17 protein-coding genes are annotated in these 19,875 nt (G+C 69.2%); 10 read left to right on the top strand and 7 right to left on the bottom strand.

From position 1 onward, the window contains the following. Window positions 1-7: 7 nt before the first annotated feature. Complete coding sequence (locus AB0K18_RS33635) at window positions 8-733, bottom strand: MerR family transcriptional regulator (RefSeq protein ID WP_364922517.1); 726 nt, start codon at window positions 731-733, stop codon at window positions 8-10. A 670-nt stretch (window positions 734-1,403) separates the two neighbouring features. On the opposite strand from AB0K18_RS33635, the gene AB0K18_RS33630 reads away from it, so the two are divergent. The 5 genes from AB0K18_RS33630 (at window position 1,404) to AB0K18_RS33610 (ending at window position 4,402) form a co-directional block, all read left to right on the top strand. Then, the gene (locus AB0K18_RS33630; protein WP_364922513.1) at window positions 1,404-2,375 is read left to right on the top strand and encodes a site-specific integrase; all 972 of its coding nucleotides are present in this window, start codon (window positions 1,404-1,406) and stop codon (window positions 2,373-2,375) included. Window positions 2,376-2,630: 255 nt separating this feature from the next. Next, complete coding sequence (locus AB0K18_RS33625) at window positions 2,631-3,221, top strand: DinB family protein (protein ID WP_364922510.1); 591 nt, start codon at window positions 2,631-2,633, stop codon at window positions 3,219-3,221. Between the two features lie 239 nt (window positions 3,222-3,460). Beyond that, window positions 3,461-3,577, top strand: coding sequence for a DUF4244 domain-containing protein (locus tag AB0K18_RS33620; protein WP_364922885.1), 117 nt, complete (start codon window positions 3,461-3,463; stop codon window positions 3,575-3,577). Further along, window positions 3,574-3,954 (top strand): TadE family type IV pilus minor pilin, encoded by a 381-nt coding sequence (locus AB0K18_RS33615; protein ID WP_364922507.1) that lies wholly within the window; start codon window positions 3,574-3,576, stop codon window positions 3,952-3,954. Before AB0K18_RS33620 ends, AB0K18_RS33615 begins: the two co-directional genes overlap by 4 nt. A 22-nt stretch (window positions 3,955-3,976) precedes the next feature. Continuing rightward, window positions 3,977-4,402 (top strand): Rv3654c family TadE-like protein, encoded by a 426-nt coding sequence (locus AB0K18_RS33610; RefSeq protein WP_364922504.1) that lies wholly within the window; start codon window positions 3,977-3,979, stop codon window positions 4,400-4,402. Window positions 4,403-4,509: 107 nt separating this feature from the next. Here AB0K18_RS33610 and AB0K18_RS33605 read toward each other — a convergent pair whose 3' ends face one another. Then, a complete protein-coding gene (locus tag AB0K18_RS33605) occupies window positions 4,510-5,235 on the bottom strand; it encodes a helix-turn-helix domain-containing protein (RefSeq protein ID WP_364922501.1) in 726 nt (241 codons plus the stop codon). A 76-nt stretch (window positions 5,236-5,311) separates the two neighbouring features. On the opposite strand from AB0K18_RS33605, the gene AB0K18_RS33600 reads away from it, so the two are divergent. Then, complete coding sequence (locus tag AB0K18_RS33600; RefSeq protein ID WP_364922498.1) at window positions 5,312-6,343, top strand: LLM class flavin-dependent oxidoreductase; 1,032 nt, start codon at window positions 5,312-5,314, stop codon at window positions 6,341-6,343. An 814-nt stretch (window positions 6,344-7,157) separates the two neighbouring features. On the opposite strand, the gene AB0K18_RS33595 is transcribed toward AB0K18_RS33600, so the two are convergent. Together AB0K18_RS33595 and AB0K18_RS33590 are read right to left on the bottom strand one after the other, a co-directional pair. Next, a complete protein-coding gene (locus tag AB0K18_RS33595) occupies window positions 7,158-7,556 on the bottom strand; it encodes a hypothetical protein (RefSeq protein ID WP_364922495.1) in 399 nt (132 codons plus the stop codon). 1,643 nt (window positions 7,557-9,199) lie between these two features. Next, window positions 9,200-11,575 (bottom strand): DEAD/DEAH box helicase, encoded by a 2,376-nt coding sequence (locus AB0K18_RS33590; protein WP_364922492.1) that lies wholly within the window; start codon window positions 11,573-11,575, stop codon window positions 9,200-9,202. 409 nt (window positions 11,576-11,984) lie between these two features. Between AB0K18_RS33590 and AB0K18_RS33585 the strand changes: the two genes are divergently transcribed. From AB0K18_RS33585 to AB0K18_RS33570, 4 genes are all read left to right on the top strand, one after another. After that, window positions 11,985-12,335 (top strand): STAS domain-containing protein, encoded by a 351-nt coding sequence (locus tag AB0K18_RS33585; protein ID WP_043629845.1) that lies wholly within the window; start codon window positions 11,985-11,987, stop codon window positions 12,333-12,335. Between the two features lies 1 nt (window position 12,336). After that, complete coding sequence (locus AB0K18_RS33580) at window positions 12,337-12,783, top strand: ATP-binding protein (protein WP_364922488.1); 447 nt, start codon at window positions 12,337-12,339, stop codon at window positions 12,781-12,783. Window positions 12,784-13,677: 894 nt separating this feature from the next. Further along, window positions 13,678-15,993, top strand: a complete 2,316-nt coding sequence (locus tag AB0K18_RS33575) for a sodium-translocating pyrophosphatase (RefSeq protein ID WP_364922485.1) — start codon at window positions 13,678-13,680, stop codon at window positions 15,991-15,993. Window positions 15,994-16,255: 262 nt separating this feature from the next. Further along, window positions 16,256-16,726, top strand: coding sequence for a histidine phosphatase family protein (locus tag AB0K18_RS33570; protein ID WP_364922483.1), 471 nt, complete (start codon window positions 16,256-16,258; stop codon window positions 16,724-16,726). Here the strand turns inward: AB0K18_RS33570 and serB are convergent, their stop codons facing one another. From serB to AB0K18_RS33555, 3 genes are all read right to left on the bottom strand, one after another. Continuing rightward, window positions 16,727-17,947 carry a phosphoserine phosphatase SerB gene (serB, locus tag AB0K18_RS33565; RefSeq protein WP_355415398.1) on the bottom strand — a complete coding sequence of 407 codons (1,221 nt, stop codon included), beginning with the start codon at window positions 17,945-17,947 and terminating at the stop codon, window positions 16,727-16,729. A 79-nt stretch (window positions 17,948-18,026) separates the two neighbouring features. Then, window positions 18,027-18,557 carry a hypothetical protein gene (locus tag AB0K18_RS33560; RefSeq protein WP_364922480.1) on the bottom strand — a complete coding sequence of 177 codons (531 nt, stop codon included), beginning with the start codon at window positions 18,555-18,557 and terminating at the stop codon, window positions 18,027-18,029. A 98-nt stretch (window positions 18,558-18,655) separates the two neighbouring features. Then, a complete protein-coding gene (locus AB0K18_RS33555; RefSeq protein WP_364922477.1) occupies window positions 18,656-19,666 on the bottom strand; it encodes an S-adenosylmethionine:tRNA ribosyltransferase-isomerase in 1,011 nt (336 codons plus the stop codon). Window positions 19,667-19,875 lie beyond the last annotated feature (209 nt).

Genomic DNA, 19,875 nt, shown 5'->3' with positions numbered 1-19,875 from the left:
GTCAAGGTCAAGCCTGTTCGCGCTGCCGGTCTCGAAGGAGCGTGTAGAGCCTCTGTATGCCCGGTGATGAGCTGTCGATCAGACCGTCGATCAGGCCGGTGGCCGCCGGCTGGTCCTCACTGCCGGCTGGGTCGAGGCGGGAGATCCAGGTCATGATGCGATCGGCGAGCCGCGCAAGCCGGGGGTCGCTCGGCGGCCAGTCGAAGGCTTCGTCCAGGGCGAGGTAGATGCCCTGGGACTCGGAGTCGGCGAGGACCTCCTTCTTCGTCCTCACCCATGCCGATACCGACTGCGGTGACAGCGCCGTCAGCAGGATCCAGACGTCGCGCTCGACGCGTACCTGTCGTTCACTGATGCCGATGCCGCGCAGCAGATCGAGCAGCTCGATGACCTCGGCGGGCAGAAAAGCCCGGTCTCCGGCGGCGAGCCTGGTGATCCGGCGGTGATGCTCGGTGAGCTCACTGATCTTCCGCAGCAGGGACGCGTCGATCTCGGTGACGGCCTCGGCGAACTCCGCGGGACCCGCGCCGATCAGCGCCTCGACGCGGGCGAGGGGGACGCCGACGTCGGCGAGCGTTCTGATCTTGATGAGGTCGACGACGGCCTGCGCGTCGTATCGGCGATAGCCGGACTCGTCGCGGGCGGGTTCGGGCAGGAGGCCACGCTGGTGGTAGTGGCGTACGGCCCGAACCGTCACACCGGCATGGGCGGCGAGCTGACCGATCGTGAGCACGGTCCCTCCCTGGCAGAGGCGTCGGGCGGCTAGATGACGATCTTCGCACATCGCCCTCGATCCCGTTGAAGTGCTCCCGTGTGCAAATCAGCCATCCAGCACCTGCCTCCAGGACGTGCGGCCGGTCTCAGGGCGTGGGGAACACATTCCCTCAAATCGTTGGCGGGTGGTCCTGGCACGGACGAGTCGTCGCGTCACCACGATGGTCATGGACCAGATGACCATGCTGTTCAACCCCCGGTACGGCGCGAGACCGCGACGCTGAGGTCATCCGGACGGTGTTGCGCAAGGCGGGGCGTCGAGAGTTCAGCGAGCGCCACGGCAGGTTCGTCGTCGAGGGCACCAGCGACGGAAGTCCGTTCCAGGTCGCGTGCACCGACGACGCCGAGGCGTCCGCGCAGGAGCTCGCCCGGTACTCCGGCGACCGGCGCAAGCCCGGGTCGAACCAGACTGGCGCGTCACCTCGACGTGGGAGCCCGAACCCGCCGCCGTACGCGCTCGGGAGATTGCCCGCCAGGAGCACGAGGCCGAGCCGGTGCACCAGCGGGCGGCGGGAAAGTCCTCCTCCAGATAACACTCTATTATCTGTGGCACCGCTGATCACGACCTGCGGCGACCTGCCGCCGGCCGTACGCGAAGCGGCCCTGTTATCTGCGGCAAGGAGGACGCCGTGCCCGCCGTGACACCGCTGCCGGCCGCCCAGCGCCTGACGGTCCGCGTCGCGGCCGACGCCTTCCTCGACACCGTGGCCAACCTCAACACCGTGCGCGCCTACGCCGCCGGCGTCGGCAAGATCGCGCTCCGGCTCGGCGAGCACCGCCCGCTCGCGGCGGTGGCCGACGACGAGATCGGCGAGGCCCTGGAGACGCTGTGGGGAGGCACGGCGGTCAACACCTGGAACGCCCGCCGCGCCGCCGTGTCCTCCTGGCTGGCCTGGTGCCGCCAGCACGGCCACGACGCCCCCGCCGTGCCCGCCTGGGCCAAGCGACTGGCCGCACCCGACAGCCAGACCCCCGCCCGCTCCAAGACCGCGATCGACCGGCTGATCGCCCGCCGCGACGTCGGCATCCGGGAGAAAACCCTCTACCGGCTCCTGTACGAGACCGCCGCCCGGGCCGAGGAAATCCTCACCCTCAACATCGAGGACCTCGACCTGACCGCCCGCCAGGCACGGGTCAAGGCCAAGGGCGCCCGCACCAAGACCCGCCGCCGCGGCCAGGCCCGCGAGGACTTCGTCCTGGAGACTGTCTACTGGGACGCCGGCGCCGCCCGCCTGCTCCCTCGCCTGCTCAAAGGCCGCACCCACGGTCCGGTCTTCGTCACCCACCGGCGCCCCGGCCCCGGCAAGGTCGTCTGCCCCCGCGACGTCTGCCCCGACACCGGTCTGGCCCGGCTGTCCTATGGCCAGGCCCGCGCCCTACTGGACGAGCACACCGCGCTGAACGGCCCTGGCACAGGTTGGGACCTGCACGAATTCCGCCACTCGGCGCTGACCCACCTGGGCGAGGCGGGCACCAGCCTGCTGATGCTGATGGCCAAATCCCGGCACAAGAAACCGGAGAACCTGCGGCGCTACTTCAAGCCCTCACCGGACGCCATCGCCGAGATCACCAGCCTGCTCGCCCCTCGGACCAGCGGCTGACCCGCCCCGACTTGCCCAACCAAGATCACGATTGTGGGTTTTGGGCTTACCTTGGCTACACCCCCAGGTGGTCAGGCAGGAGAACACCGGCCTGCTCGCCCAGATGATCGCCGAGATGGAAGCCCGCCTGACCGAAACCACAGGCTGACCAGGAAAGGCCACTCTCTCGGGACACACTTCAGTCCCGCCCTCTCCGCACGCCCAGGCAGCCCCGCCAGCTGAGCCCACCGGCGCAGCCTGACAGGATCGTGGCCCATGATTGACGATTTCGCGAAAAGTATCGTGCACGAGAGACTGCGGCGGGACCGCCAGGCGTTGCTCTGGAAACTCGACGACTTGTCCGAATACGACGCCCGCCGACCTCTGACGGCGACCGGGACCAACCTCCTCGGCCTGGTCAAACACGTGGCCAACGTCGAGGCCAGGTACTTCGGCGAGGTCTTCGACCGCCCTTCCCCGGAACCGCTGCCTCGGTGGCAGGACGCCGACGGCAGCGAACATTGGGCGGCCGAGGACGAGACCCGCGAACAGATCATCGGATTCTACCGGCGCACGTGGGAACGCTCCGACGCGACGATCAACGAGCTCCCCTTCGACGCCCCCGGCCACGTCCCATGGTGGCCGGAGTCGACACCAGCCCGGCACACGAACCTGTTCGCCATCATGCTCCACGTCCTCAGCGAGACCGTCCGACATGCCGGACACGCCGACATCCTGCGCGAAGGACTCGACGGCCGGACCGGTGCGCACGCCGAACACGGGGAGCAGATCGACGAGGAAGCCCGCGCAGCCTACCGCGCGAAGATCGAGCAGGCCGCCAGGGCGGCCGCGCAAATCAAGGCTTAACCACAATCACGCCACCGTGACCCCCCGCCAGCGGCGGGGGTCACGGTCCACCGTCGCCCCCACCAGCAAGATCACTTAAAGGCCAAATGTCGGAGTGCCGCGACGCGCCCTGACGACCTCAAGGTGCCGTCCGCACCCTCAGTTCCTTCTTGGATCCGGGGCTGCGTTCGGCCAACTTGACCCACTTGAAAGAAGAGATCATCCTCCTCTGACCTGCTGGAAGGGTCCTCCAACCCTAGATAACATGCGCGGCCTGCGCCTTCGCCGCACTCCTCTACAAGGTCGTGAGCAGCACAGAAGTCCAGGAGATGCTGACAGCCCTGATCAACCGAGCACTCAACGTAGCCAAGGAATGAGCCTGCGCCTCTCGCGGACACGCAGGGGCACCAGAGGGCCGGCATCGCGGGGTTCGGTCACCGCCGAAACCGCCGCGATGCTGCCCGCCCTCATGATCGTCCTGGCCGCCGCCCTGTGGGCTATCCAAGCGGTCGCCGTACAGCTCGAATGCGTCGACGCCGCCCGCGCCGCAGCCCGCGCAGCCGCCAGGGGAGAGCCACTCGACCAGGTCCGCGACTACGTCCGAGCAGCGACAACCCCGAACGCCGAGACAGCCATCACACGAGACCCCGACCTCACCAAGGTGCGCATCACCGTCGAGGTACGCCCGTCGTGGGCGGCCTCCCTGCCCGCGGTCCAGGTGTCAGCCGCAGCCACCGCAGTCACCGAGCCATGACGACGAAGAACCGGAGGAACACGTGACCACCGCCAAGAGGAAATCGCTGTTCAAAGCCAGGGAACGCGGCTCAGCCACCCTCTGGGGCGTGTCCTTGATGGGCCTGCTGATGGCGGTGGCCATGGCCTTCGCCACGATCGGCTCCGTACGAGTGGCCCAGCATCGCGTCAACAGCGCCGCCGACCTCAGCGCCCTGGCAGCGGCCAAGCTCGCCCTGATCGACCCGGAGAGCGCCTGCCTCCGAGCCGCCGAACTGGCCACTGCGAACGGCGCCAAGCTGACGAAATGCGAAATCACCACCGACAGAGCCGACATCTGGACCGCCGTGCCCCTGTCACTCCCGTTATTAGGCGCAACAACCCTGACCGGCAGATCCCGAGCCGGCCCAGCACCCCCCCACCCCACCGAACAGCCCTCACTGATCAGAGGAAGGACGAGGCCACGATGACTCACGTTCATGGGCAACGCGGACCAAGGTGTGCACGTGACCGTGAGCCCGAGAGGCCGCGGGGCCGCCAGGTGCGGAGGACACTCCGCAGCGGCCAGGAGTCGAGCTCATCCGGCCAGCAGTGCCGCGGTGGCCGCGTCGGCGGGCAGGAAGGCTTCCAGCTTCAGTTCGGCGACCGTGACATCCGTGGCGGTCGCGAACGTCGTGATGGTCGTCGTCAGCCGCAGCTCGCCGCGGGCCGAGCGCAGCCGTACGGGCACGGCGAAGCCGACGTGGTCGGGACCTGGTTCGGCGGGCGGCACGTACGCGGACAGTTCGTCGTGCAGCTCGCCAGGAGGGAGGCGGTCGAGCACATGCCGTGCCCACTGGCCGAGGTTGACGATGCGCGGTGCCAGGCCCCCGGGGTGCAGGCAGAGGCGCGGCACGTTCACCGGCGGGCGGAGCAGATGGCCGGCGACGCCTTCGGTGAGCAGCCCGACCGCGTCGTTGGCGAGCACCAGCTCATGCCGGGCGTCCACGACGATCGCCGGGTACGGCAGGTGACCCTCCAAGACATGCCGCAAAGCGGTGCGTACGTGCTCCAAGGCCGGGTCGTCCAACGGCGTCTGCGGATAGACCGGGGCGTACCCGGCGGCGAGCAGGAGTTCGTTGCGCTCCCTGAGCGACAGTTCCATGGCCTCGCCGAGCCGCACCACCAGCGATCGGCCAGGCCGGGAGCGGCCGCTTTCGAGAAAGCTGAGATGGCGTTGCGTCGTGCTCGCCCGCAGCGCCAGTTCGAGCTGGCTGAGACGGTGGCGCTGCCGGACCGAGCGCAATGCCTGCGGGAAGTCCACCACGTCAGTGTGCAGGACGTGTCCATTCCTTCGCGGGAATTGCCGCCATTCCCGGCACCGGCGCACGATCCCTCCCATGAACGTGCACATGGGGGTCCTTCTCCCGACGAACCAGAGTCAGTGGGACGACGCCCGGCAACTGATCGATCTCGGCGTCCGCGCCGAACGGCTGGGCTACGACTCGGTGTGGGCCAACGACACCCTGCTCGGCCCGCGCCTCGAACCGCTGGCCACGCTCGCCGCCCTCGCGACGGCGACGGAACGCGTCAGGCTCGGCACGGCGACCCTGCTGCCCGCCTTCCGGCGCCCGGTCACGACGGCACAAGAGCTGGCCTCCATCGACCACCTGTCGGCAGGCCGGCTCACGGTCGCGGTGGGCGCGGGTTTCCCCGGCAGGTCGGAGCCCGAGTACGCGATGTCGGAGGTGCCGTGGCAGCGCCGTTTCGCCCGGCTGGACGACACGGTGGCGCTGTGGCGGGCGTTGTGGACGGGCGAGCGGGCGTTCTCGGGCCAGGTGCTGCGCTTCGACGAGCTCCCCGCGTCCACGCCCTGCCTGCAGGAGGGCGGGCCGCCGATCTGGCTGGGCGGGGCCAGCCCATCGGCACTGCGCCGCACCGGGACGCTCTACAACGGCTGGCTGCCCTACCCGCCCGACCCCGCGGACTACCGGACGGGCCTGGCCACCGTGCGTCGAGCCGCGGCTTCAGCGGGCCGTGCCGCGGACGCGGTCACTCCGGCGCTGTTCATCACGGTGCTGATCACCGACGACGTGGCAGACGGCGAACGCCAGCTCGACGCGTACTGCCGGGAGACGTACGGGCTGCCGTACGAGACGGTCCGCACCATCCAGGCAATCGTCGCAGGCCCGGCCGAACACGTGGCCGCCACGCTGACCCGCTACGTCGAAGCCGGCGCAGCACACCTCGTCTGCCGCATCGCGACCCCGTCCGCAAAAGCCCAGACCGAGCAACTAGAACTCCTCGCCACCATCAACCTGCCCCCCGCCTCGGATCTGCCCCCCGCCTCGGATCTGCCCGCCTCGGATCGGCTCACCCTCGACCGACCCACCACCGATCGGCCCACCCTCGCCCAGCCGGCCGACCGCTGACCTCCGCTCGCCGCCTGAGACATGGGCAGCCGGTGTGCGGGGTGCGGCCATACCGCGTGCGGCCAGACGGCGTGCGGCCAGACGGCGTGCGGCCAGACGGCGTGCGGCGTGCCCAGCTTCGCGGAGCCGTTACCCCTGGTGGGACGGTTGTGGTCAAAGAGGCAAGGTCGCAATCGAATCACGACTTCTTAGACATCGTGTCCAAGAGTTGACTGTCTCCCGTAAGGTTCCGCTTACCCTCGGTCCATGCCAGTTGCGACAAGGAGTGTGGGAGAGCAGGAACACGGTCGCTAGGGTGCGGCCCGAGGTCGGTCGGTGACCGTTATCGGCCGGGCGGACTGCACTTCCGGTCGTCGCATGGGCGCCCCGAGGGTGCTCAAAGCGACGCGAGGCTCTCGACGGAGGGAAGCGTCGTGACGGTAGTCGGCAGAGTCGTGGTCACAGGAGCGATCGCGGCCGGTTCCATCGCACTCGGCAACCCCGCTCAAGCAGCCATGACGACCCAGCAGGCCGGCTCATCCGGCCTGACCGCGTCGGCAAGCTCAGCATGGCCGGCGGCCACGTCACAGATCGCGCCTGGGGAGATCACTTCGCCCTCTGACGGTGAGGTGGTGTCGAGCTCGTCCGTGCCGGTCTCCGCGCGGGCCGGGCTATTGCAGCTGAAGGTGGGGCTGTACGTCGAGGGTCCGGCCACGCCCAGCCAGACGGTCGGCACAGGCAGCGGGAATCAGACCATCTCCGGGACGTTCAACGCCGGCGACGCCCCCAATGGCACCTTCACCGTGACGCTCAAGGGCGAGATCACCGGCACGACCTACGCGAGCAGCACGTTCACCCTGCGCAGGCCCGCGCAGGTGCCGACGGATGTGCGGGCCGGCAGGCGGGGCGCCAAGAAGGTGTTCGTGACCTGGAGAAAGGGTCCCGAGCCGGACTTGCAGTCGTACGAGGTGTCCAGCACGCAATCCGGTGTCGGCGGGCGGATGCCCGTTGACAGCGCGTGCTCCGGCTCCTCGTGCCGGGCGGAGCTGGCGGTCCCGGCGCAGGTGGCGGGGAGGAAGGTGGGGTTCGCGGTCACGGCGTTCAGGGGCGACGGGAGCGGCGGGTCGATCGGCTCGGAGGAGTCGGCGATGGCGTACGTGAGCTTCCCGGCCGCGCCGTCCGCCAAGCCGACGAAGAAGAAGCCCGCCGACACCGGCCAGACAGCGAAGGACAAGGGGCCCACGAGGGTCGACGCGCTGCCCATCCTGCCGGGAAAGACGCAGACACGGCCGTCGAGCAAGCCGAGCAACCGCAAGCCGGCGACGGCCCCCGAATCATCCGAAGCCGACCCGAACGCCAACCTTTCGATTCCCTCCGGGGAGGAAAGGGCTGAGAAGGGCGGTGGCCCGGCCACGTCGAACGGCAAGGACGGCGCCGGTTCGGCCCCAGGGCAGACCGGCGGGGTGACGACCGCATCGGGCGAGTCGCCGCTGGGGAACATCGGCCAGTACGGGTGGTACGCGACGGCCGGCATCCTCTTGCTGCTGCTCGGTGTGCAGGTGGGCGGTTGGGCCCGGCGCCGTTCGCTGGCTGCGGCCGAGGGCGGGGTTGCCGCCTCGCCCTCCTCAGCGGGCCGAACGTCGGGGCCGGCGGGTGGGGCGTACACGCTCTCGACCGCGCGGGGCACCAAGCTCAAGCGAGCGGATGGCACGGTCACACCGGTCACGTCGACGTCGCGACGACCCGCAGTGATCGTGTCCGTCGCCAAGACCCGCGCATCAGAGCAAGAGCCGCATACGGGGAAGGAGGACGCGGCATCGCCCTCTGGCTCTCCCAAGTCAGATGCTGTGGCATGGCCTTCGGGCTCGTCGGAGGGAGGGGGTGTGGCGTCGTCCTCCGGCGCTTCGGGCCGGGAGGGTGCGGTGACGTCTCTCGGCTCTTCGCGGCGAGAGGGTGGGGCGTCTCAGCAGGTTGTGCCGCGCGAAGATGCGGAGGCTCCCGGTTCCTCGCGGCAGGGACCTATGGCTTCGTCCGGCTTGCCGGGACATGGAGGCGCGGGATCGTCTGACTCGGCGACGTGGGAGGAAGCGGCGTCCTCCAGGTCTCTGGAGGGGGAGGGAGCTGCCTCGTCCGGTTCGTCGGGGCGGAGGTCACAGGTGGAGATGGGGGTGCCGGACGGTTCGGTGGCCTCTGAGAGGTCGGCGCCTTCCGAGCGGTCGGTGTCTTCCGGTGGTTCGCCATCCCAAGATGCTTCCTCCTCCGAGGGTTCGCCACTCCGAGATGCCTCCTCCTCCGAGGGTTCGCCGCCCCACGGCGCCTCCTCGCCAGAGGGTTCGCCTTCTCCCTATGTCTCCTCCTCCGAGGGGGCTGCGTCGCCATCTCCTTCAGGCGAGGTGGTGGACGGTTCTGCGTCGCTTGTCCTGCCCTCGGTACCGATCGATGAGCGGTGGAATGATTTCCTGCCGCCTGCGCCTAGGTCCATGGAGGACAGTGCCTTCTGGACGCGTTCTCAGGCGGGGGATGGCGATTTCTGGGAAGTGGATGGCGACGGCGATGGGGCATATGCCGGTCGTACGCGGAGGAACGGGAAGCATTTAGGTAAGTCGGATAGGGAGTAAATGCTCTTCGGCTGAAACGGGGCTTGATGATGGCCTCGTTGGGTGGATGGCTAGTCTGTGGCGGGAGTTCGGGGGTCCGCCGGGTGTGGGCTGCTGAGGGGATGGGCGGTTCAGCGGTGCGCTGAAAACGCCGTCTTGGTGCAGGTGGAAAGGGCGTTCGGGGTAGGGTTTCAGGCGGCGGGCATCAGGTGTTGGGCCGGTGGCTTTGGTCTGTTCCGGCTTTGGTTGGGCTGAAGTCATGTCGCAAGCGCGCGGGTTTTTATTGCGGGGATAGCAAAGTGTTGAGGAGGCGGATGGCGCCTCTTTTGTGCAGGGGTTCGTTGCCGTTGCCGCATTTGGGGGATTGGATGCAGGAAGGGCAGCCGCGTTCGCATTCGCAGGACATGATGGCTTCGCGGGTGGCGGTGAGCCAGTCGCTGGCGCGGGCGTAGCCGCGTTCGGCGAAGCCGGCGCCGCCCTCGTGGCCGTCGTACACGAAGACGGTGAGCAGGCCCGTGTCGGCGTGCAGTTCGGTGGAGACGCCGCCGATGTCCCAGCGGTCGCAGGTCGCGAACAACGGGAGGAGGCCGATGGCGGCGTGCTCGGCGGCGTGGGCGGCGCCGCCCAGGTCGATGTCGGCTTCGGCGAGCGGGGCCACGGCCGAGGCGGGCAGCGTCCACCAGACGGCGCGGGTGCGGAGGGTTCGGGGCGGCAGCTCCAGAGGTTCGTCGCCGAGCGATTCGCCTGATTGGAGGCGCCTCTTCAGGTACGAGACGACTTGGCGGGTCACCTCCACCTCGCCGAAGTGGAGGGTGCCGGGACCCAGAGGTTGGGAGCGTTCAGTGGAAAGGATGGAGATGTCGGTGATGTCGCGGGCGAAGGTCGTGTAGTCCGGGTTGGCGCTGGAGACCAGGGCCACTCCGGCGTCCAGGTCCAGGAGTTCCACGAGGAAGGTCTCGCCCTGGTGCAGGTAGATCGCGCCCGTGTGCACGGTGGTGTGCGCGGAGGGCTCGTCCACGCTGCCCAGCAGGCGGCCTGTGGACGATTCCACGACCTGGATCGGGGCTCCTCCTCCGCCTCGGATGTCGGCGAGGTCCGTGGCCCGCTCGCGTCTGGTCCAGAACCAACCGGCCGGACGCCTCCTAAGCATGCCGTCCGCCACCAGGTCGTCGAGGACCTTGGCGGTGGTGGGGCCGAAGATGGGCAGGTCGTCCTCGCTCAGCGGGATCTCGGCGGCGGCGGCGCAGAGGTGGGGGCCCAGGACGTACGGGTTGTCGGGGTCGAGGACGATCGCCTCCACCGGGCGGCCGAACAGGGCCTCGGGGTGGTGCACGAGATAGGTGTCCAGGGGGTCGTCTCTCGCGATCAGTACGGCCAGCGCGTCCCCGCCGTCGCGGCCCGCCCTGCCTGCCTGCTGCCAGAGCGAGGCGCGGGTGCCCGGCCAGCCGGCGATCAGCACGGCGTCTAGGCCGGAGACGTCCACGCCGAGTTCGAGGGCGTTGGTGGTGGCCAGGCCCATGATCGTGCCTGCGCGGAGTGCCTTCTCCAGGAGGCGGCGGTCCTCGGCGAGGTAGCCCGCCCGGTACGCGGCGATCTTGTTGGGGAGCTCGGCGAGGTCGGCTTCGGCCGACTCCGGGATCGCCCAGGTGAGTGAGGACGGTGATTCCAGGGGGGACGGTGATTCCCCGGAGAGGGTGGCGGGCGGGGCCGGCTCCCGCGAGCCTCCGGTGTGGGCGGTCGGTGTGTGGTCCCGGGCTTGTTCGGATGATGCGGCGGCGTGGGCAGCCCGTGCGTGTTCGTGCGGATGGTCCTCGGCTGGGGAGGGGTGGTTCGGCAGCCGGGATGGGGCTGCCTTCGGTGCGGCGGCCTCGGTGTCCCCGGTCGGAGGGAGCGGGCTGGGGGGTGGGGTGTAGGGGAGGGAGAAGGCTACGTCGGCCAGTTTGGCGCGGGCTGAGAGGGCTACTGTTTCTGCGCCCCGCCTTGAGCGGACGAAGGCGAGGGTGCGTACGTCGGCCAGGACGAGGTCGGCCAGCAGGTCGGCGGCCTCCGCCGTGGCCGTGCGGCGTACGGGGGCCCCGCCTTCGCCCCGCAGCTCCGTCAGGGGCGGCTCCCACAGCGCGATGGTGGTCGCGCCCTTGGGCGAGGCGTCCACCGTCACCTCGTCCATCTCGAGCCCCGTCAGCCTCCTCCCGAACAGCCCCGGCTCGCTGGCCGTCGCCGAGGCGAGCATGAAGGTGGGGGTGGAGTGGTAGCGGGCGCAGGCGCGGCGGAGGCGGCGCAGGATCTGGGCGACGTGGGATCCGAAGACGCCGCGGTAGCCGTGGCACTCGTCCACGACGACCAGGCGCAGGCGGCGGAAGAACGACGACCACTGCGCGTGGCGGGGAAGGATGCTGCGGTGCAGCATGTCGGGATTCGTCAGTACGTAGTTGGCGTGCTGGCGTACCCAGGTGCGTTCCTCGAAGGGGGTGTCACCGTCGAAGCAGGCCGCGCGGAGCTGGGTGATGCGCAGCTCGCGCAGGCTGCGGAGCTGGTCGGCGGCCAATGCCTTGGTAGGGGTCAGGTAAAGAACCGTGCCGCCGTCGAGGGAGGCGGCGACCGCCGGAGTGAGGTACGCGAGGGACTTGCCCGACGCCGTACCGGTCGAAATGATCACGTTTCGGCCACGGAATGCCAGGTCGGCGGCCTCGTACTGGTGAGGCCAGAGTCCTGTCACCCCGCGGTTCGCCAAGCGCGTAACGAGGACTTCCGGCGTCCACTCCGGCCAGCGCACCTGACCCGCCTGACGTGCGGGAACATGCTCCACATGGGTCACACGCGCGCGACGTGAGGGTACGCCGAGCAGGTGGCGGAGGAGTGATGCCGTCTGTTCTGGGGAGGATCCGGTGGAAGTCACTGTTTCCAGTCTTGCATCCGTGGGCAAAGTCGCCGGGAATCGTGATTTCGTATAGACACAAGCCAGGCGCGTGGTTGAATGCCGCGCGTCAGGGTCGGACAGTCTGGGGCCACGCTCCAGATTGCCAGGCCGGCAAGACTACTTTCGCAGGCGAGGCGCTGGAGGATCTGTGGATCTGAAGTTGGATCACCGCACCGAAGACCGACTCACCATCGTGGAGGTCGAGGGTGAGATCGATGTTTACACGGCGCCGAGATTGCGTGAGCTCCTCATCGATCTGGTCAACAAGGGCAACTTCCACCTTCTTGTGAACATGGAGAAGGTCGACTTCCTCGACTCCACGGGCCTCGGGGTCCTGGTCGGGGGGCTCAAGCGAGTTCGCGCGCACGACGGCTCGCTCGAGCTGGTCTGCACGCAGGAGCGCATCCTCAAGATCTTCCGGATCACCGGGCTGACCAAGGTCTTCGGGATCTACGCTTCGGTCGACGAGGCCAAGGAAGCTCACGGCAAAGACAAGTAGCATGGCTACCGTCGAGCTCACGTTCAGCGCTCTCCCCGCACACGTGCGCACCGCACGGCTGGTCGCGACGGCCATCGCGCGCCGCACCGGTGTGGAGGAGTCCCTGCTGGACGAAGTCAGGCTCGCCGTGGGTGAGGCATGTTCCCGGGCGGTCGAGGCGCATCGAGCGCACTGTCCGGGCGAGCCCATCCGCATCGAGCTACGTGACGATTCGGGGCGTTTCGAGGTCACGGTCAGTGACCTGGCCCCCAGCGAGGAGATCAAGCAAGAGAAGCCGCTGGACCTGGGCATGCTCTCTGACTCGTTCATGTCCAACTTCGGGATCGCGGTCATCGAAGGGTTGGCCGATGATGTCGAGGTGTTTCCCAGTCCCAAAGGCACCAATATCCGGATGAGTTGGCCGGCTGCCATCGGCAGCAACACCAACACCAACACCGGGACCATCTGAGCCGCCCTGGTCAGCCCAACCCCCTCCCAGATGGGATGAGGCGGGCGGGCTTTCGGGCTGTCCCGGAGGTCTTCGACCGGCTTCCGGGTGGCTTTGGGTGGCTTTCGGGATGTTCTGGAGGTCCGGGACACGGGCTGATGTCAGCGGTTCTGCGGCATGGACTGCGGGCTGTCTGCGGCAATTGAGGCGGCAATCGAGGTTGAGGTAGCTGCGGGCTGAGGTCGAGGTGGTTCGGCCAAGGTCCGTGGCTTTGTGCTGTCGGCAGCGTGGGCGGGAGTTCCGGGCATCAAGGCTGCCCTGAGGTCGGTGGAAGGCTGCTGAGGGCCTCTCCGTGCCTCTGAGGGGCGGTTTGTGCGCATTGGGCGGTAGTTGGGTGGGTTGGGGGCGTGGGGCGGGGCGGCATGCGCGTCAGGATGGCGGTCTGAGGATTGAACGGCGGGTTGTCGTCGTGCGTATCCACGAGGGATGGGTTTGGGGCGGCGGGACGTGCGGGGTCGAGCCAAGTGGCTGCAGGAGGGGTGCGGTACGTACGGGGAGGCCCGGAGGCGGTGGGGATGGAGGGGTGCGGTCAAGGGGCGGGAAGGCCGTAAGAATCGGGGTTTCGGGCGGGCCGAAAAGGTGCCTTGCTGTGACCGTAAAGGCTTGGAAATTTCTGGTGTCAGATCCCAAACCAGGGCACTGTCAGGGGATTACTAGACACTCGCACAATTAGCGACCGCCAGAGCCTTCATATCCACGGACTGCCTGCGTAGACTCCCGGCACCGGCCAAGGTGATCCGGCGGAACGCGGATTCAACCGGAAGCGGCACCCACAACCCGGATGGTGCCGCAACACCCGCCGAGGAAAACTGCAGCACCGCCCGGGCAGGACGACCGGTCTTGCCGAGGAGAACGATGAGCAGGCACATGCTGGCAGCGGAGCCAGCGTCCAATCTGGTTCTGAGCGGAAACAATCTCACCATCGTGATCGTGGTCGCCGCGGTCGCACTGATCGCGCTAGCCGTCGCCGGCGGCCTGGTGCGCGAAGTGCTGTCCGCCGGCCAGGGCACCGAACGAATGCAGAACATCGCGCGCGCCGTACAAGAAGGCGCCGCGGCCTATCTCACGCGTCAGTTCCGCACGTTGGCGATCTTCGTCATCGTGATTCCCTTCCTGCTGCTCCTGCTACCTGGAGAGACGGACGTACGCATCGGACGTTCGATCTTCTTCGTGGTCGGGGCGGTGTTCTCCGCGCTGACCGGGTTCATGGGCATGTGGCTCGCGGTGCGCGGGAACGTGCGCGTCGCCGCCGCCGCCAATGACGCCGGTGAGAAGCGGGCGATGCGCATCGCGTTCCGTACCGGCGGTGTGGCCGGCATGTTCACGGTGGGCCTCGGCCTGCTGGGCGCGGCGGTCGTGGTCTTCATCTATCAGGGCAACGCGCCGGGCGTGCTCGAAGGCTTCGGCTTCGGCGCGGCGCTGCTGGCGATGTTCATGCGAGTCGGCGGCGGCATCTTCACCAAGGCCGCCGACGTGGGCGCCGACCTGGTCGGCAAGGTCGAGCAGGGCATTCCCGAGGACGACCCGCGCAACGCCGCGACCATCGCCGACAACGTGGGCGACAACGTCGGCGACTGCGCCGGCATGGCGGCCGACCTGTTCGAGTCGTACGCGGTCATGCTGGTCGCGAGCCTCATCCTGGGCCGGGTGGCGTTCGGCGAGGAGGGGCTGATCTTCCCCCTCATCGTCCCGATGATCGGTGTGATCACCGCGATCATCGGCATCTTCGTCACCGGCATGCGCGACCGCGACCGCAACGGCATGGCGGCGATCAACCGCAGCTTCTTCATCTCCGCCGGCATCTCGGCGGTGCTCGTGGCGGCGGCCGCCTTCTGGTACCTGCCGAGCAGCTTCTCCGGCCTGACCGGCTCCACCGTGCAGTCCGACGCCGACCCGCGATTCATCGCCATCGGCGCGGTGCTGATCGGTCTCGTGCTGGCCAGCGCGATCCAGCTGCTCACCGGCTACTTCACCGAGACCAACCGCCGCCCGGTCAGGGAGATCGGCGAGAGCTCGGCCACCGGCCCGGCCACCGTCATCCTGGCGGGCATCAGCGTCGGCCTCGAGTCGGCGGTGTACTCGGCGCTGATCATCGGCGGTGCCGTCTACGGCGCGTTCCTGCTCGGGTTCGGGAACGTCACGATCGCGCTGTTCGCGGTGGCGCTCGCCGGCACCGGTCTGCTGACCACGGTCGGCGTCATCGTCTCCATGGACACCTTCGGACCGGTCTCCGACAACGCGCAGGGCATCGCGGAGATGTCAGGCGACGTCGAGGGCGAGGGTGCGCGGGTGCTGACCAGCCTCGACGCGGTCGGCAACACCACGAAGGCGATCACCAAGGGCATCGCCATCGCGACGGCGGTGCTGGCGGCGACGGCGCTGTTCGGCGCGTTCCGTACGGCGGTGGAGACCGAGCTGACCGCCGCCACGGCGTCGGTCAAGGACGCGCTCGGCACGTTCTCGTCCTTCAGCCTCAGCATCGACCAGCCGAACGTGCTGGTCGGTCTGATCATCGGCGCCGCGGTGGTGTTCCTGTTCTCCGGGCTCGCCATCATGGCGGTCGGCCGGGCCGCGATGCGGGTGGTCTTCGAGGTACGCGACCAGTTCCGCAACAAGCCCGGCATCATGGACGGCACCGAGACGCCCGAGTACGGCCGCGTCGTGGACATCTGCACCCGCGACTCGCTGCGCGAGCTGGCCACGCCCGGTCTGCTGGCGGTCATGACGCCGATCGCGGTCGGGTTCGCGCTGGGGTACGCGCCGCTCGGCGCCTTCCTCGCCGGTGCGATCGCGTGCGGCACGCTGATGGCCGTCTTCCTCGCCAACTCCGGTGGTGCCTGGGACAACGCCAAGAAGCTCGTCGAGGACGGTCACCACGGCGGCAAGGGCTCCGAGGCGCACGCCGCCACGGTCATCGGTGACACCGTCGGTGACCCGTTCAAGGACACGGCGGGCCCGGCCATCAACCCGCTGATCAAGGTGATGAACCTGGTGGCGCTGCTGGTGGCGCCGGCCGTGGTGCTGTACGCGGGCAACCCGGCCCTGCGGATCGGCATCACCGTGGTCGCGGTGGCGGTCGTGGTGGGCGCGATCATCGTGTCCAAGCGGCGGTCGGTGGCCATCGAGCCGGCGAACAACAACAACCGCGAGCACGAGCCTGTGGCCTCGTAGTCCGTTGAGCGTGTGAGGCGCCCGTCCCCGTAGGTGGGGGCGGGCGTCCTTTCGTGTGGAGAAGGGAAGGTGGGAGCGGGCGGCTTGTGTGGAGGGGAAGGTGGGGGTCGGGGCTGGGGGGTCGGGTGGGAAACTGGGCGCGTGAACGATGACAAGCAGCAGCCCAGCGGCGGCAAGACACTGGGCATGATCCTGCTGGCCATGGTCGCCATCCTGGCCGTGATCGTGGGGCTCGCGGTCTGGGCGTCGAGAGGATGAGCGCGTGCGTACGTTGATCGTGCTGCGGCACGCCAAGGCCGCCTCCGTGCCGGGCCTGGTCGACTGGGAGCGCCCGCTGACGGACCAGGGCGAGCAGGACGCCAAGCGGGCGGGCGAGGAGATCAGGGCGGCGGGGCTGGTCCCCGACGTGGTCCTGTGCTCACCTGCGGCCAGGACGCGGCGCACCGCCGAGCTGGCCTTCCCCGGCGTGGAGGTCAGCTACGAGCGGGACATCTACGAGGCGTATCCGGACGAGCTGCTGGAGCTCCTGCGCCGCGCCGATCCCGAGGCGGGCACCGTGGCGCTGTGCGGGCACAACCCCGGCGTCCACGAGCTGGCCCTGGGACTGGCGGGCGGCGACTACGGGTTCAGGCCGGGGTCGTTCGCGGCGATCGCGGTGGAGCCGCCCTGGGAGCAGCTGTCACCGGGCGAGGGCCGCCTGATCAACCGCTGGGCCCCGGACAAAGGACACTGATCAGAGGACGGGCAGGACGGCGTCCTCGGCGTCGGCGGCCTCCACCTCGTCGCGGGAGATGCCCAGCAGGTAGAGGATCGAGTCGAGGTACGGCGTGTTGACGGCCGTGTCGGCGGCCTGGCGGACGACCGGCTTGGCGTTGAACGCGATGCCGAGCCCGGCCGCCGCGATCATGTCGAGGTCGTTGGCGCCGTCGCCGATGGCCACGGTCTGGGAGATCGGCAGGCCGGCCTCGCGGGCGAAGCGCTCCAGCGCCCGCGCCTTGCCCGGCCGGTCGACGATCTCGCCGACGACGCGCCCGGTGAGCCTGCCGTCGACGACCTCCAGGACGTTCGCGGCGGAGTAGTCGATGCCGAGCTCGTCGACCAGCGCGTCGGTGATCTGGGTGAAGCCGCCGCTGACGATGGCGAAGCGGTAGTCGAGCCGCTTGAGCGTGCGGACCAGCGTGCGGGCGCCGGGGGTCAGCACGACCTCCTTGCGCACCTGCTCGAACACCTCGGCGGGCAGCCCTTCGAGCAGCGCGACGCGCCGCTTGAGCGACTCGGCGAAGTCGAGCTCGCCGCGCATGGCCTCCTCGGTGACGCGGGCGACCTCGTCGAGGCAGCCGGCGTGGGCGGCCAGCAGCTCGATGACCTCGCCCTGGATGAGGGTGGAGTCGACGTCCATGACGATGAGCCGCTTGGCCCTGCGGGACAGGCCGGTGCGCTGGACGGCGACGTCGACCTCCTGCTGCGCGGCCTCGGCGGCGAGCTCGACGCGCAGGGCGGCGGGGTCGGCGCCGGAGACCGACAGCTCGATGCAGGTGACGGGCCACTGGGCGAGGCGTTCGATGCGGTCGATGTTGGCGCCGGCGGCGGCGATGCGGCCGGCGATGCCCGCCATGGCGGCCGGCGAGAGGGTGGCGCCGAGCACGCTGACCGACAGGCGGCCGCGGCGGCGCTGCTCCTTGGCCTGGGAGCCGGTGGACAGCTCCACCTCCATGCCGAGGTCTTCGGCGACGCGCTCGACGGCGGTCCACATGGCGCCGAGCGTGGTGCCGGTGCCGGTGGAGGGCCCGCCCGCGTACGCGACGAGCACGCCGAGCGTCAGGCGGCCTCGGATGACGACCTGCTCGATGTCGGCGACCGTCACGGGGAACTTCGACAGGACGGAGAAGAGCCGGGAGGTGACGCCGGGGCGGTCGGGGCCGGTGAGTGTGATCAGGAGGGTGCGCTGGTCCACATTCAGTCACGGTACTGCGCCCGATCCGGTGCTCGCGCAGCAGGTCGCGCATTCGGGCTCGGGCGCAGCAGCGACGGGGTCAGCGAGCGATCTTGGTCTTGACCGTCTTCGCGTAGCCGTGGACGGGGACGCCGAGCCGGTCGAGCTCCTCCTTGCTCATGTTCTCCATGCCCGTCTGGACGTCGTAGGAGACGATGCCGAGCTTGGCGGTCTGGGTGCCCTTGGCCTTCTTGGTGAGCTTGACGTCGAAGATCATGGCGATGCTCTCGCCCTTCTCGACGACCTTGGGCACGAAGCAGTACAGCGCCCGGCCGTCGAGCCCGCACTCCGTGCCCTTGACGCTGGAACGGTAGTAGACCTTCTTCAGGTCGACGCCCTTGGGGAACTCGCCGCCCAGGAAGTAGTAGTCGGCGTAGTGGGGGCCCTTGTTGCGGGCGACGACGGTGTACGAGATCTTGCCGCCGCGCTTGACCTTCTTCGGCGCCTTGACCTGCACGTCGAAGACGGAGAACGGGTCGTCCTGGGCGGTGGCGGAAGCGGGGGTGGCGGAAAGCAGCAGGGCGCCCGCCGCTAATGCGACCGTCGCGACCTTGGGCAGAGAGTTACGCATACAAACGTCTCCGTCGTGGGTGGAAAACGGGGACGTGACACACTAAGCCCCCGTAAATGTCGGCTTTTCCTATCACGTGGGCAAACCGGGGGTAAAGCTTATTTCTGCAGAATCAGGTGCGTGTCGCCGAACTCATGCCACAGATAACTCTCCCGCAACGCCTCCTCGTACGCCCGCGCCAGCGCCCCCTCGCCCGCGATCGCCGTCAGCATCATCAGGTGGCTCGACCGCGGCTCGTGCAGCCCGGTGATCAACCCGGAAACGGCCCGTACGCCACCCTCCGGCGTCACGACGTGCCCGGTCCACCCCTGGGAGGCGGAGACCACTCCCGCGGCGTCGACGGCGGTCTCCAGCGCCCGTACGACGGTCGTGCCCGCCGCCACCACCCGGCCGCCGTTCCGCCTGGTCAGGTTCACCAGGTCGGCCGTAGACGCGGGCACCTCGTACCGCTCGGCGTAGGGCGGCTCGTCCTTCTCCGGCGAGGCCACCCCCGTGTGCAGCGTGATGGGCGCGATCCCGATGCCCCGCGACACCAGCGCCGTGACCAGCGGGTCGGTGAACGGCCGCGCCGCGCTCGGCATCTCCGCGCTGCCCGGCACGGTCGCGAACACCGTCTGGTACGCCTCGATCGGCCAGTCGCGCTCCACGTACGAGTAGCGGATCGGCACCCCGTGCACCCGTAGGTACGCCTCCACGTCCCGGTCGAGCACGGCCCGCCACAGCCGCGGCGTCTCGCGCCCGAGCAGCCGCAACGTGGCGCGTCCCGGCATGGGCAGCCACTCGCCCGGCTCGCCCCCCGCATAAGGCTCGCTCGCCTTGGAGGTGCGCCGGCGCAGCTCGACCAGCCACGTGCCGTCCTCCCGCGCGGTGGAGAAGTGCACGGCGAGCCGGTCGAGCCGGACGGCGGCGGGCAGCGTCGCGGAGTTGTTGACCACGATGAGGTCGCCGGGGTCCAGCAGGGAGGGCAGGTCGTGGAAGCGGTGATGTGACGGGTCGCGGTCGCCGCGCGAGACGAGCAGGCGCACCCCGTCCCTGGCCGTGCCGCGCGCCTCGGGCGGTTCGTGGGCGGCCAGTCCCGGCGGCAGCGAGAAGTCCAGCGCGGCGGTCATCGAATACCTCCGAGGAAACTCCCGCCTTCAGGCGGGAGAGGAATCGGACTCCTGCGGAGCAGGACAGGGGCAGCCGGTTCGCCGTCAGGCGAACCGGCGTCAAAACGCTGTGCGGCACCGCAGGGTTCGGTAGTGTGTTCGACGGTGGCGATGACCAAGCCACCGGACGAACGATCGGAAACATCCTCGCCGCCGGGCCGGCGGAGAGG

Source organism: Nonomuraea sp. NPDC049421, from assembly GCF_040677005.1.
Lineage (GTDB): Bacteria > Actinomycetota > Actinomycetes > Streptosporangiales > Streptosporangiaceae > Nonomuraea > Nonomuraea salmonea.
This window is presented reverse-complemented; position numbering and strand designations above follow the sequence as displayed.